Consider the following 13,314-nt stretch of genomic DNA (forward strand, 5'->3'; position numbering starts at 1 on the left):
GGACCGCGTGTGCGGTCCGGGGCGTCGCCGGTGCCGGGCGGGGTGCGGCTCAGGGCCGCAGCCCGACGGTGGGCCGCGGGGCGGGCGGCGGGCCCGGGGCGGGTGCGGGGGCCGCGGCGGGCCGGGCGGCCGCGGGGCGCTTGACGGCGGGTGCCTTGGGCTTGGGCTTCGGTTGCGGCTTGGGCTTGGGCTTGGGTTTGGGCGCGGCGGGGGGCTGCGGGCTGGGCGTGGGCGGTTCGGTGTTGCCGGGGCCGGGCTGCAGGTCGAACTGGCCGACCGGGCTGCCGCCGAGGGCGGCGCCCATGTAGGAGGTCCAGATCCGGGCGGGGAAGGTGCCGCCGTTGACCCGCTCGTAGCCGGCGGTGCCGGCCAGCGACTCCTTGGCGTGGGTCTTCTTGTCCTCGCGGAACAGGCCGACCACCGTGGCGAGTTCGGGGGTGTAGCCGGCGAACCAGGCGGAACGGTTGTCGTCGGTGGTGCCGGTCTTGCCGGCGGCGGGCCGGCCGAGGGTCTGGGCGGTGGCGCCGGTGCCGCGCGGGCCGACGGTGTCGCGCAGGACGTCGGTGACGGCGTCGGCGCTGGTGCGGCTGACGGCGGTGGTGGCGTCGTGGGCGGGCAGGACGGGCCGGTCGCCGGTGCCGGGGCGTTCCAGGGCGGTGACGGCCCAGGGGCGGAAGGCCTGGCCGTGGTTGGCGAGGGCGGCGTAGACGGCGGCGAGGTCGAGGGCGCTGGGGGTGGCGGTGCCGAGCGTCATCGAGCTGTGGTCCGGGTCCATGCCCTGGAGGCTGTCGGGCAGGCCGAGGCGGATCGCGGTGCGGCGGACGTTGTCGAGTCCGGCGTCGATGCCGAGCTGGGCGTAGACGGAGTTGACCGAGCGCATCATGGCCTCGCGCAGGGTGATCTGCCCGTGGTTCTCGTTGTCCTCGTTGGGCGGGGCGTACGGGGTGGGACCGCCGACGACGAGGCGGCCGCTGGTGCCGTCGTACGGGGTCTGGGTGGTGATGGGTTTGCCGTCCTGGGTGGTGCGGTCGCCCTCCAGGGCGGCGGCGAGGTCGATCGGCTTGAAGGTCGAGCCGACCTGGTTGTCCTGGCGGAGCGCGTCGTTGTAGGGCTGCACGGCGTAGTCGGGGCCGCCGTACGCGGCGACGATGCGGCCGGTGCCGGGTTCGACGGAGGCGCCGGCGACGCGGACGTCGGTGTCGGTGCGGGGGCGCTTGGCGGGGTCGAGTTCGGCGGTGAGCTCCTGCTTGACGGCGTTGACGAAGGCGTCCTGGCGGTTCTTGTCGAAGGTGGTGGTGATCCGCCAGCCGCCGGCCTTGAGGGTGGCGGTGTCGAGGACGCCGGTCCCGGTGAGCCAGTCGTCGGCGATGTCGACGAGGTAGCCGGCCTGGCCTTCGAGGCCGCCGGCGGGCTGCGGGTCGAGGACCTCGGGGAAGGCGGTCGCGGCGCGGGTGGCGGGGTCGAGGAAGCCGAGCGAGACCATGCCGTCGAGGACGTAGTTCCAGCGGGCGACGGCCTTCTCCCGGTTGGCGGGGGAGGCGGTCTTCACGTCGTAGGCGCTGGGGGCCTGCAGCAGGGCGGCGAGGTAGGCGCCCTGGGCGAGGTCGAGGTGGGCGGCGTCGGTGCCGAAGTAGGACCGGGCGGCGGTCTGGATGCCGTAGGCGCTGCGGCCGAAGTAGCTGGTGTTGAGGTAGCCGGCGAGGATCTCGTCCTTGCTGTCCTGCCGGTCGACCTTGAGCGAGATGAACAGTTCGCGGGCCTTGCGGCTGAGCGTCTGCTCCTGCGTCAGGTAGTAGTTCTTGACGTACTGCTGGGTGATGGTGGAGCCGCCCTGGAAGGCGCGGCCGCTCTGGCCCAGGTGGCTGACGTTCTGCCAGGCGGCGCGGACCATGCCCTTGAGGTCGATGCCGCGGTTGCGGAAGAACGTGCGGTCCTCGGCGGAGACGACGGCGTCGCGGACGTGCACCGGGACCTGGTCGAGGGAGACGTCCTCGCGGTTGACGGCACCGGTGCGGGCGATCTCGGTGGTGCCGTCGGCGTAGTAGTAGACGTTGCTCTGGGCGAGGGCGTGCGCGTTGGGGTCGGGGACGGGCACGGCCAGGTAGAGCGCGGCGAACGCCCCGGTGGAGAGCAGCAGTCCGCCGCCGAGCAGGGTCAGCGAGGTCCGCCAGGTGGGGACGGTGCGGCGCCAGCGCGGGAGGCTGCGGCGGTGGTCGCGGCGGGCGCGGCGGCGCAGCCGGCGGCGGTCGCGGCGGGTGCCGGGAGCGCCGGGGGCGGTGCCGGGTCCGTCGGGCCGGTCGGTCTCGCGGTCGGGGCGGCGCGGGCCGGGAGCCCGGCCGGGCGCCGGTGCGGGCGCGGGTGCGGGGGTGGCACCGGTCGCCGGGGCGGCCGCGGCGGTGGGCCGGGCGGGGGCGTCGGGGGGTGCGGCGGTGCCCCGTTGGGCGGGCGGATCGGTGCGCGTGGCGGTGTCCTGCCCGGGGCGGTGGTGGCTGTTGCCCGCCGGGTTGTTGGCTCGCTGCGCTCGGGTCATGGGGCGATTATGGGCGATTTGACCCGTAATCAGGCGTTTTGGCCGGTCGGCTCGGGCGTGCCGGAATTCGCCTGCGCGGGCCCGCGCCCGGCGCTACGGTGAAAGGTGACAACCGCAGACCGCTGAGACACCGCTCAGCTCCGCCCGCCGCTCCGGACCCCCGGGGTGTGCCCGGTCGGAGCCGATCGGGGCTGCCCGCGCGCCCGCGTGCGGGCTGCTCGGCGTGCGCCCGTACCGGTCCGTGCACGACTGCGGGCCGAAAAGTCGACAAGGAGACATCATGGCGATGGCAGTGCAGACCGGACGGCGGGAAGGGGGCGGCGCGGCGGTCCACCTCGCGGTCGCCGCCGGCGCCTTCCGCCGCTACGCCACCTACCGCGCCGCGACCCTCGCCGGCACCGTCACCAACACCGTCTTCGGCTTCATCCTCGCCTACACCTTCCTCGCCCTGTGGCAGGCCCGCCCGGGCCTCGGCGGCTACGACACCGCCCAGGCCGTCACCTACATCTGGATCAGCCAGGCGCTGCTCGTCACCGTCGCCGTCTGGGGCGGCGGCTTCCAGGACGACGTCCAGGAACGGCTGCGCACCGGCGACATCGCCGTCGACCTGCACCGCCCCGTCGACTTCCAGACCTGGTGGCTCGCCACCGACCTCGGCCGCGCCGCCTTCCACCTGCTCGCCCGCGGCACCCTGCCGACCCTCGCCGGCGCCCTCGCCTTCGACCTGCGGCTGCCGGCCTCGCCCCTGGTGTGGGCGGTCTTCCTGGTCTCCGTGGTGCTGGCCGTCACCGTCAGCTTCGGCCTGCGCTTCCTGGTCGTGCTGACCGGCTTCTGGCTGCACGACTCCGACGGGGTGCGGGCCGTGGTGCTGGTCGTCGCGATGTTCCTCTCCGGAATGCTGCTGCCGATCGGGCTGTTCCCCGGCTGGCTCGGCACCCTCGCCGCCGCCCTGCCCTGGGCCGCGGTGATCCAGACCCCGGTCGACATCCTGGTTCAGCACCGCACCGGCGCCGCCGTGGCCACCGGCATCGCCGGCCAACTCGCCTGGGCGGCCGCACTCCTCGCCGCCGGACGGCTCACCCTCGCGCTCGCCGTGCGCAAGGTGGTGGTCCAGGGTGGCTGAGCTCCTCCTCGCACCGCACCCCGGCCGCGGGCCCGTCCGCGCCGCGTGGGCACGCGCCCGCTGGGCCGTCCGCGCCTGGTGGCTGATGGCCGGCATGTGGACGCGGTCCTCGATGTCCTACCGGACCTCCTTCGTCCTCATGCTCCTCGCCAACCTCGCCACCACCTCCCTCGACTTCCTCGTCGTCGTCCTGATGTTCCGTCACACCGCGACCCTCGGCGGCTGGACCCTGCCCGAACTCGGCTTCCTCTACGGCACCTCCGCGTTCGCCCTCGGCGCCGCCAACCTCTTCGTCGGCTCCGTCGACGCGCTCGGCAACCGGATCCGCACCGGCACCCTCGACACCATGCTGGTCCGGCCCGCCCCGGCGCTCGCCCAGGTCTGCGCCGAACGCTTCTCGCTGCGCCGCCTCGGCCGGCCGCTCCAGGCCGCCGCCGTCCTCGGCTGGTCGCTCACCGCCCTGCCCGTGCACTGGACGGCCGACCGGATCCTGCTCGTCCCGGTGCTGCTGCTCTGCGGCACCGTCATCTTCGCGAGCATCTTCGTCGCCGGCGCCACCCTGCAGTTCTGGTGGGGCGACGCCGGCGAACTCCAGCACTCCCTCACCTACGGCGGCGCCACCCTGCTCCAGTACCCGCCGACCGTCTTCGCCAAGGAACTCGTCGCCGGCACCGTCTTCGGCGTGCCGCTGGCCTTCGTCAACTGGCTGCCCGCGCTGCACGTCCTCGGCCGGCCCGACCCGCTAGGCCTGCCCACCGCCTTCCAGTACGCCTCGCCCCTCGCCGCCGCGCTCTGCGTGCTCGCCGCCGCCCTCGCCTGGCGGGCCGGGCTGCGCGCCTACCAGGGCGCCGGCAGCTGAACCGGCCCCGAACCGGGCCCACCACCACGCCGAGCAGAAGCCGAGAAGAAGGAGACACCCCATGGCACTCATCGAACTCGACGACGTCCGCCGCAGCTTCACCGTCCGCACCCGCGCCGGCCGCTTCCGCCGCGCCCGCCGCGAGGTGCACGCCGTCGACGGCCTCAGCTTCACCGTCGGCGCCGGCGAGTGCGTCGGCTACATCGGCCCCAACGGCGCCGGCAAGTCCACCACCGTCAAGATGCTCACCGGCATCCTCGTCCCCAGCTCCGGACGGCTCCGCGTCGCCGGCGTCGACCCCGCCCGCGACCGCACCGCCCTGGCCCGCCGGATCGGCGTCGTCTTCGGCCAGCGCACCACCCTCTGGTGGGACCTCCCGCTGCGCGACTCCTACGAGCTCGCCCGCCGCATCCACCGCATCCCCGACGCCCGCTACCGCGCCAACCTCGACCGCTGCGTCGACCTGCTCGACCTCGGCGCCCTCCTCGACACCCCCGTCCGGCAGCTCTCGCTCGGCCAGCGGATGCGCGGCGACCTCGCCGCCGCGCTGCTCCACGACCCCGAGGTGCTCTACCTCGACGAGCCGACCATCGGCCTCGACGTGGTCAGCAAGGCCAAGGTCCGGGCCTTCCTCAAGGAGGCCCACCGCGACCACGGCACCACCGTGCTGCTCACCACCCACGACCTCGTCGACATCGAGCAGCTCTGCGACCGGGTCATGGTGATCGACCACGGCCGGCTCGTCCACGACGGCGACCTCGACGGGCTGCACGCCGCCGGCGACAGCGAACGGACCCTGGTCGTCGACCTCGCCGAGGTGCGACCGCCGATCGCGGTACCCGGCGCCCGCACCGTCCGGGTCGACGGGCCCCGCCAGTGGCTGGCCTTCCCGGCCCGGGAGAGCGCCGCGCCGATCGTCGCCGCGGTCGCCGCCCGCTACCCGCTGGCCGACCTGTCCGTCCGCGAACCCGCCATCGAGGACGTGATCGCCCGGATGTACGCGGGCGCCGTCATCGGCTGAGCCTTCCGGCCCGCCGGCCCGGCCGTCCCGATCGCACCGCCCGGCCCGGCGACGCGATCGGGACGGCGGGCGCGGGGCAGACTGTCCGGGTGAGCGTCGAACAGAGAACCGGAACGGCCTCCCGACCTCCCACCGGGGTCAGCTTCACCGAGGCCGACGAGCGCAAGCGCCACGGCGTACGGCGGATGAAGACCATCGCCACCGGCCTGCTGGCCTTCGCCACCGTGGTCTTCGCCCTCGCCACCTGGGCCTCCGCCGCCGGGGCCGGTGCCTGGGCGGGCTACGTCGCGGCCGCCGCCGAGGCCGGCATGGTCGGCGCGCTCGCCGACTGGTTCGCGGTGACCGCGCTGTTCCGCCGACCGTTCGGCCTGCCGATCCCGCACACCGCGATCATCCCGACCAAGAAGGACGCCTTCGGCAAGTCGCTCGGCGACTTCGTCGGCGACAACTTCCTCTCCCCGCCGGTCGTCCGCGCCCGCCTGGAGGCCATCGGCATCTCCCGCCGGCTCGGCGAGTGGCTCGCCGCCCCCGGCAGCGCCGAACGCGTCACCCGGGAGGCCGCCGCCGCCCTGCGCGGCGTCATCGCCGTCCTGCGCGACGAGGACGTCCAGGCGGTCGTCGCCGAGGCCGTCACCCGCCGGGCCGCCGCCACCCCCGTCGCCGAACCCGCCGGCCGGCTGCTCGGCAAGGTCGTCGCCGACGGCGGCCACCACGGCGTGGTCGACCTGGTCAGCGTCCGCGTCCACCACTGGCTCGCCGAGCACCACGAGGACATCGTCGAACGGGTCACCCGCAAGACGCCCGGCTGGACGCCCAAGTTCATCGACCACCAGGTCGGCGAACGCGTCTACAAGGAGCTGATGCGGTTCGTCACCGACATCCGCGACGACCCGCAGCACCCCGCCCGCGGCGCCATCGACAACTTCCTCGCCGACTTCGCCACCGAGCTGCAGCACGACCCCGACACCATCGCCCGGGTCGAGCACGCCAAGGCCGACCTGCTGGAACGGCCCGAGGTGCAGGACCTCATCGCCTCCTCCTGGGCCGCCGTCCGCACCCTCGTCCTCGGCGCCGCGGAGGACGAGGAGAGCGAGCTGCGCCGTCGGCTGCGCGACGCGCTGCGCTCGCTCGGCCGCCGGCTGGCCACCGACCCGAAGCTGCAGGCGAAGGCCGACGGCTGGCTGCAGGACGCCGCCGAGTACGTCGTCGAGACCTACCGCGAGGAGATCACCGCGCTGATCTCCGACACCGTCGCAGGCTGGGACGCCGACGACGCCTCCCGCAAGATCGAGGCCAACGTCGGCCGCGACCTGCAGTTCATCCGGATCAACGGCACGGTCGTCGGCGCCGCCGCCGGGCTGGTGATCCACACCGTCGCGGTGGCCCTCGGCGGATAGCATGCAGAGTCAGTTGGACCTGCGAAGGAGCGTGTGTGGTGACCGAGGGCAGCAACCCGATCGAGGCGTTCATCGCCGGCATGCCGAAGGCCGAGCTCCACGTGCACCACGTCGGCTCCGCCTCCCCGCGGGTGGTCGCCGAGCTCGCCGCCCGCCACGAGGGCCGCACCCGGGTGCCCGCCGACCCGGCGGCCCTGGCCGAGTACTTCACCTTCACCGACTTCGCGCACTTCATCGAGGTGTACCTGAGCGTCGTCGACCTGATCCGCGACGCCGAGGACGTCCGGGCCCTCACCTACGGCGTCGCCGAGGACATGGCCCGCCAGCACATCCGCTACGCCGAGCTCACCATCACCCCGTACTCCTCGGTGAACCGCGGCATCCCCGACGTCGCCTTCATGGAGGCGATCGAGGACGCCCGCAAGGCCGCGGAGAAGGAGATCGGCGTCGTCCTGCGCTGGTGCTTCGACATCCCCGGCGAGGCAGGCCTCGCCGCCGCCGAGGAGACCGCCCGGCTCGCCGTCGACCTCGCCCCCGAGGGCCTGGTCAGCTTCGGCCTCGGCGGACCGGAGATCGGCGTGCCCCGCCCCCAGTTCAAGCCCTACTTCGACCGGGCCCGGGCGGCCGGCCTGCGCAGCGTCCCGCACGCCGGCGAGACCACCGGCCCGCAGACCGTCTGGGACGCCCTGCGCGACCTCGGCGCCGAGCGGATCGGCCACGGCACCCAGGCCGTCCAGGACCGCGCGCTGCTCGACCACCTCGGCGAGCACCGGATCGCGCTGGAGGTCTGCCCGACCTCCAACATCGCCACCCGCGCCGTCGAGCGGATCGAGGAGCACCCGATCAAGCAGATGGTCGACGCCGGCCTGCTCGTCACCGTCAACAGCGACGACCCGCCGATGTTCGGCACCGACCTCAACACCGAGTACGCCGTCGCCGCCCGGCTGCTCGACCTCGACGAGGCCGGCGTCGCCGCGCTCGCCAAGAACGCCGTGGAGGCCTCCTTCCTCGACCAGGCGGGCAAGAACCGGCTCGCCGCCGAGATCGACGCCCACCTGGCCGCCTGGCGCGGCTGACGTCCCCGCGCCCACCCCGGTCCGGCGGGCCGCCGGACCGGGGTGCGGCGTTCCCGGGCGGGGAGACGCCCACGGCGGGAACAGGACGCCCGGGCGGGGATGTTGTGAGCGTCCGGTGACAAGTGGGTACCGATGCCCCGCCGGGCGTCCGGGCCCCCTGACGGGCCGTCCGTGCGGGCCGCTATGTTACGGGTGGGGGTTGCTGCCGCCCGTTTCGGTGCGCACAACCGACCGGACGTGACCGACCCCGATTCCGGGGGTCGGAGAGATGTGGTGGTACGGCGGGCCGCGGCGGGGCCCACCGGACACGGGGGAGGTTTGAACGATGGTGAACGCGGCGGACTCCGGCGGCGGTGGCGGCGGCGGAACGTCCGGGATCTTCTACAACGTCGTCTCGACGGTGACGGCCGCTCAGACGGCGGCCATGGTCGCCCAGTCCAAGGCCCTCGCCGGCCAGGTCGGCAGCCAGGCGGTCAAGGTCGAGGTCGAGAACCTGCAGACCTTCAAGAACAAGGTCGACGCGATCCTCAAGGACCTCGACGGCTCGCCCGCGAGCCACGGCGAGGTCTCCCAGCAGCAGCTGCAGTCCTGGCAGCTCGGCCAGAACTTCGGCCAGGCCGGCAGCCTGATGAGCGCCTACGCGACGGTGCACGCCAACCTGGAGCAGCTGTCCAGGACGCTCTCCCTGCAGATCGAGGCGATGAGCGCCAGCATCGACATGGCGGCCCGCGGCTACGACAACGCCGACGAGGAACAGCGCCAGAAGTTCCACTCGATCCTCAACCAGGCCGGCACGCAGTCCCAGATGCCGCCCGCGGGCGGCTACCGGGCCGCAGGCGGCGGCACGTACGCCCAGCCGGCCTCCTACCCGCAGTCGGCCGCGCAGCCGACCACCGGCACCCAGCAGGGTGCGTACTGATGTCCGCTCCGGCAGCGGAGAGGGGGAGTGAGGCATGACCGAGAAGCGATTCGTCAGGTTCCACCGCGAGGGTGACGACTTCGGCGGCGCCAGTCACGAGCAGCTGGTGGCCATGGTCGAGAGCGCCGACCCGGTGGCCGTCATGCAGGTCGGCCAGCGGCTGCTGCTGGCCGCGCAGAAGATGGACGAGATCAGCAACGAGCTGCACGCCCACATGGGCGGCCTGGAGTGGGAGGGCCAGGCGGCCGACGGATTCAAGACCTGGGGCGGCAACGTCTCCAAGTCCACGATGCAGCTCGCCGACTACTCGCGGAACGCCGGCACCTACATGGCGACCGCCGGCGAGACGCTCAGCGAGGTCAAGTCGAGCATGCCGAACGTGCCGACCTCCGACATGGAGGTCGTCCGCCGGTACGAGGCGCAGCCGAACACCGCGGTGAGCGTCGGCGGCTTCATCGCCGGCGGCATGGCGATGCCCGGCATCGGCAGCGTGGTCGGCGGCTGGGCGGCCGACAAGGTCGCCGGCATGGTCGACTCCGACTGGGTCACCGAGGAGCAGGCGCAGGCCGCGCAGAAGCGCGTCGACCAGGCGCACCAGGACGCGATCCAGCAGATGGCCAAGCTGGGGCAGTCGTACGACCAGTCGGTGACCCGGCTGAACTCGGCGGAGCCCCCGGTCTTCCCGCCCCCGCCCGGGTCCGAGACCGGCGGTTCGGAGAACGTCCCCGTCGGCGGCGGCACCGGCGGTACCGGCGGAGGTTCCGGCGGCTCGGGCCGGCCGGCGCAGATGCCCACGTGGACGCCGCCGTCGGGCCACCAGGCGGTGCCCACGACGCCGGTCCACCAGATGCCGACCGGGCCCGGCGAGCTGCACACCATGCCGTACCCGTACACCGGCCAGATGCCGAGCACCGGCATCGACCACGCGCCGACCATGCCCACCTCGCCGACGGCGCCGACCCTGCCCGGCGGGAACCCGCCCGGTGGCACCCAGCCCGGTGGCGGGCACCCGCTGCCCGGCGGCGGCAACCTCGGCGGAGGCCTGCCCGGTGGCGGCCTGCCCGGGGGTCTCCCGGGCGGCGGTCTCCCGGGTGGCGGCGGCCTGGGCGGTGGCCGCGGCGGTGCCGGCGGCGGCGGTCTGCCCGGTGGCCGAGGTGGCGGTGGCAGCACCGTCGGCGCGGGTCGCGCGGGCGGTACGGCCGGAGCGGGCGGCACGGGTGCCGGGGCGCGTCCCGGTGGCGGCGCAGCCGGCAGCACCCCGGGGACGGGCCAGTCGGGCCGTCCCGGTGCGCCCGGCATGGGCGGCATGCCGCACGGCGGCGGTGCCGGCGGTGCCGGTGCCGGCGGCGGTGGCGGCCGTGCGGGCGGCGGCCTGGTGGGCCGGGCCGGCGGAGCGGTCGGCGGACGCCGCGGGCCCGCGGCCGGTGGCGAGTTCACCCAGGGCGGCACCGGTCTGCGCGGCCGGGCCGAGCGGGGCGCGGACGGCCGCTCCGGCCAGGGCGGCTTCGGCGGCGGCCACGGTGCCGGCGGCGCGGGCCGCAAGGACCGGAACCGCGGGAACCGTCCGGACTACCTCGTCGAGGACGAGGACACCTGGACCTCCGGTTCGGGACCGGTCAACCCGGGCGTGATTGAGTAGGGATCAGGTCGACTGCCCGGCCGCGGGGCCACGAGTCGCCTTGCGGCCGGGCAGGTCCGTGCGTCGGTGGGCGCGCCGGGCCGACGGCGACGGCTGACGAGGGAGAGCAGGATGCGGCGAACGGGCACGGCAGTGCGGGGGCGGCGGCTCGCCGCGGCGATGGCGGTGGCGGCACTGGCCGTCGGAGCGGCGGCCGGTCCGGCCGCGGGCGTGGACTCGATCCGCGAGCAGCAGTGGCACCTCGACGCCATGCACGCCCCGGACATGTGGAAGACCAGCACCGGACAGGGCATCACCGTCGGCCTGGTGGACACGGGTGTCCAGGGGGACGCCCCGGACCTGCAGGGCCAGCTCGTCGAGGGCACCGACCTCAGCGGGCTCGCCAACTCCGGCGGCGTGCTGCACGACACGGTCGGCCACGGCACCGGCATGGCCACCCTGATCGCCGGCAGCGGCAAGGGACTCGGCGGCAAGGGCGCCTACGGTCTGGCGCCCGGAGCGAAGATCCTCCCGGTCAAGGTCAACGCCGGATCGGAATTCACGGCCGCCGCGGCCGACTACGCCACGCAGCTCGCGAACGGCATCACCTACGCGGCCGACCACGGCGCCAAGGTCATCAACCTGTCCCAGGGCATCCACGCCAGCCTGGTCAGGCCGGCGGACCTCGAAGCGCTGAAGGCGGCCGTCCAGCACGCCAACGCCAAGGGCAGCCTGGTCGTCGCCTCGGTCGGGAACGAGGGCGACAAGGGCAACCCGGTGAACTACCCGGGCGCACTGCCCGGGGTGGTGGGTGTCGCCGCGACCGACCGGGACGGCAAGACGACGGCCGAGTCCGAGCGCGGCGCGCAGGTCGCCCTCGCCGCACCCGGCGCGGACATGTACCACGCGTGCACCGGCCCGTCCGGCTACTGCAAGACGCACGGCACCTCCGACGCCGCCGCCGTGGTCTCGGCGTCCGCGGCGCTCCTGTGGGCCGCGCACCCCGACTGGACCAACAACCAGGTCCTGCGGGTGCTGATCAACACCGCCAGCAACCCGAAGGAGCGCAGCGACTTCATCGGCTACGGCGCGGTGCGCCCGCGGATCGCGCTGAGCGACCCGGGTGACCCGGGTGCGGCCGGGGAGTTCCCGTTGAAGGCCGCGGCGGCCGCCGACCCGACCCCGGGTGCGGGCACCGGCGGTGCCTCGGCGCCCGCGACCGGGCAGGGACAGGGGCAGACGCCCGGGTCCTCGCAGCCCGCCGCCGCGTCCGACTCGGACTCCGGCAGCAGCATGCCGCTGATCCTCGGCGGGGCCGCGGTCGCCGTCGTCCTGCTGGTGATCGTCGTCGTGGTGCTCGCCAAGCGGAACCGTCCGGCCGCGGCCGGCTCCGCGCCGGTGCCGCCGGCCGCGCCGTACGGGGCGCAGCCGCCGTACCAGGGCCCGGGCTTCCCCGCGCAGCAGCCGCCGGCCGGCCCGTACGGCCAGCAGCCCCCGGCTCCGGGCGGCTACCCGCCGCCGCAGGGACAGACCCCGCCGCCTCCGGGCGGCAACCCGTACGCCCGCTGACGTGCGAGGACAGCACGGCCCCGGGGCCGGCCGCGATCCGCGGCCGGCCCTCGGCGTTCCCCGGACCGGCGGCGTTCCCCGGACTCGTGGTCTTCCCCGGACCCGGGCCGGCCCGTGGCGCGACCGTCAGCCGAGGCGGACGACGCTGCCGGTGGCGGCGGAGGTGCGGGCCGCCTCCAGGACGGTGAGGGCGGCGACCGCGTCCCGCGGGTCCACCGGCGGCGGGGTGCCGTCCGCCAGTGCAGCGGCGATGCCGGCGTAGTAGGCGGGGTAGTCACCCGGGTCGGTCGGGATGCGCTCGGCGGCCTCGTCCGTGCCGAGGGTGCCGTACGCGGCGGGGTCGTCGGCGCCCCACGGGTAGCCGTCGCCGGGGGTGCGGCCCGCCCTGAGGTCGCTCTCCTGCGGGTCCATGCCGAACTTGACGTACCCGGCGCTGTCGCCGAGGACGCGCAGACGGGGGCCGCCGACCGCGGCGACGGCGCTCGTCCACAGGTGGGAGCGGACGCCGGAGGCGTGGGTGAGGGCGAGGAAGGCGTCGTCGTCGACCACCGCGCCGTCGCGGCGGGTGTCGATCTCCGCGTACACCGACTCGGCCGGGCCGAAGAGCGTGAGTGCCTGGTCGACGAGGTGGCTGCCCAGGTCGTAGAGGGTGCCGCCGACCTCGGCCGGGTCGGCGAGCTCGCGCCAGCCGGGCTTGGGCTTCGGCCGGAACCGCTCGAAGCGCGACTCGAAGCGGTGCACCCGGCCGAGCGCGCCCTCACCGATCAGCCGCCGGACGGTGAGGAAGTCGCCGTCCCAGCGGCGGTTCTGGAAGACCGAGAGCAGCACCCCGGCCCGCTCCGCCGCCGCGCACAGCCGGGCCGCCTCGACGGCGGAGCCGGCGAGCGGCTTGTCGATCACGACCGGCAGGCCGGCGGCGACGGCGGCCTCGGCGAGCGGCACGTGGGTGCGGTTGGGGGAGGCGACGACCACCAGGTCGAGGTCCTCGGCCCGGTCGAACAGGTCGGCCGGGGTGTCGAGCGGCTGCGCGCCCGGGTGGGTGCGGTGCAGCCGGTCGCGGCGGTCCGGGTCGGCGGTGACCACCGCGACCAGCTGCAGTCCGGGGGTGGTGGCGATCAGCGGGGCGTGGAAGGCGGAACCGGCCAGGCCGTAGCCGATCAGGCCGACGCGGAACGGGGTGCGGGGCACGCTGCTCATGCCCC

Annotated in this window: 10 protein-coding genes; 8 read left to right on the forward strand and 2 right to left on the reverse strand. The window is 74.9% G+C overall.

The annotated features are described in order from the left end of the window. Positions 1-49: 49 nt before the first annotated feature. The gene (locus tag IE98_RS0134585) at positions 50-2,530 is read right to left on the reverse strand and encodes a transglycosylase domain-containing protein (protein ID WP_052391374.1); all 2,481 of its coding nucleotides are present in this window, start codon (positions 2,528-2,530) and stop codon (positions 50-52) included. Between the two features lie 280 nt (positions 2,531-2,810). On the opposite strand from IE98_RS0134585, the gene IE98_RS0134590 reads away from it, so the two are divergent. The 8 genes from IE98_RS0134590 (at position 2,811) to mycP (ending at position 12,112) form a co-directional block, all read left to right on the forward strand. Next, positions 2,811-3,653 (forward strand): ABC transporter permease, encoded by an 843-nt coding sequence (locus tag IE98_RS0134590; RefSeq protein ID WP_234443788.1) that lies wholly within the window; start codon positions 2,811-2,813, stop codon positions 3,651-3,653. Further along, on the forward strand, positions 3,646-4,512 hold the full coding sequence (locus IE98_RS0134595; protein WP_420706250.1) for an ABC transporter permease: 867 nt from the start codon (positions 3,646-3,648) through the stop codon (positions 4,510-4,512). Before IE98_RS0134590 ends, IE98_RS0134595 begins: the two co-directional genes overlap by 8 nt. Before the next feature lie 61 nt (positions 4,513-4,573). Further along, entirely contained in the window at positions 4,574-5,533 is a 960-nt protein-coding gene (locus IE98_RS0134600) for an ABC transporter ATP-binding protein (RefSeq protein ID WP_030275756.1), read from the forward strand. 89 nt (positions 5,534-5,622) lie between these two features. Then, positions 5,623-6,930, forward strand: a complete 1,308-nt coding sequence (locus IE98_RS0134605; protein ID WP_234443789.1) for a DUF445 domain-containing protein — start codon at positions 5,623-5,625, stop codon at positions 6,928-6,930. Between the two features lie 38 nt (positions 6,931-6,968). After that, the gene (locus IE98_RS0134610) at positions 6,969-8,006 is read left to right on the forward strand and encodes an adenosine deaminase (protein WP_030275758.1); all 1,038 of its coding nucleotides are present in this window, start codon (positions 6,969-6,971) and stop codon (positions 8,004-8,006) included. 325 nt (positions 8,007-8,331) lie between these two features. After that, a complete protein-coding gene (locus tag IE98_RS45345) occupies positions 8,332-8,925 on the forward strand; it encodes a hypothetical protein (RefSeq protein ID WP_052391375.1) in 594 nt (197 codons plus the stop codon). A gap of 34 nt (positions 8,926-8,959) precedes the next feature. Next, a complete protein-coding gene (locus IE98_RS52365) occupies positions 8,960-10,564 on the forward strand; it encodes a WXG100 family type VII secretion target (protein ID WP_052391376.1) in 1,605 nt (534 codons plus the stop codon). A 111-nt stretch (positions 10,565-10,675) separates the two neighbouring features. Then, on the forward strand, positions 10,676-12,112 hold the full coding sequence (gene mycP, locus IE98_RS0134625; protein WP_030275761.1) for a type VII secretion-associated serine protease mycosin: 1,437 nt from the start codon (positions 10,676-10,678) through the stop codon (positions 12,110-12,112). A 126-nt stretch (positions 12,113-12,238) separates the two neighbouring features. Here mycP and IE98_RS0134630 read toward each other — a convergent pair whose 3' ends face one another. Beyond that, positions 12,239-13,309, reverse strand: a complete 1,071-nt coding sequence (locus IE98_RS0134630; protein ID WP_030275762.1) for a Gfo/Idh/MocA family oxidoreductase — start codon at positions 13,307-13,309, stop codon at positions 12,239-12,241. Positions 13,310-13,314 lie beyond the last annotated feature (5 nt).

Source organism: Streptomyces sp. NRRL B-24484 (assembly GCF_000717715.1).
Classification (GTDB): Bacteria; Actinomycetota; Actinomycetes; order Streptomycetales; family Streptomycetaceae; genus Kitasatospora.